Consider the following 670-nt stretch of genomic DNA (forward strand, 5'->3'; position numbering starts at 1 on the left):
GTGTCGATAGCCAACTGTCCGCCTTGAAGGTGGCCCTGACGATTATCCAGTTGGCCACTGGTGACCGTGGTGGTGCGCTCACTCAGAATACGCCCCTGCTGGTTATCCAGTAACTGCCCGTCAGTATTCAGCGTCAGGGCGTCTGCGGATTGTAAGGTGCCTTCGCGGTTTATCAGTTGCCGGCTGTGAATGTCCAGTCCGCTATTCCCCGCTACCCTGCCGCCGGTGTTATCGATGTCGCCGGTGCGCAAGGTTAACTGCCCGTCACTCAACAACTGGCCCGCTTTTTGGTCGGTATTGCGGGTATTAGTCAGCCCATGGCCGTGGGTATTAATGGACATCTCACGACCTGCCTGTAACAGCCCCGCCGTATTATCCAGTTGGCCACTGGTGACCGTGGTGGTGCGCTCACTCAGAATACGCCCCTGCTGGTTATCCAGTAGCTGCCCGTCAGTATCCAGCGTCAGGGCGTCTGCGGATTGTAAGGTGCCTTCGCGGTTTATCAGTTGCCGGCTGTGAATGTCCAGTCCGCCATTGCCCGCGATCTGTCCCTGCGTATTGGTGAGCACGGTGCTGGTCAGGGTGGTTTTGCCGTCCGCCGCTATCATTCCGCCGGTGTTATCAACATCGCCGGTGCGCAGGGTCAGGTGCCTGCCACTCAATAGCAGGC

At 58.5% G+C, this 670-nt stretch carries 1 protein-coding gene; it reads right to left on the reverse strand.

Annotation, left to right across the window (positions count from 1 at the left end):
* A partial coding sequence (locus C5471_RS23420; protein WP_166296620.1) for a hypothetical protein occupies positions 1-670 on the reverse strand: 670 nt, incomplete at both ends.

The sequence above is a fragment of the Photorhabdus tasmaniensis genome (assembly GCF_011189505.1).
Lineage (GTDB): Bacteria > Pseudomonadota > Gammaproteobacteria > Enterobacterales > Enterobacteriaceae > Photorhabdus > Photorhabdus tasmaniensis.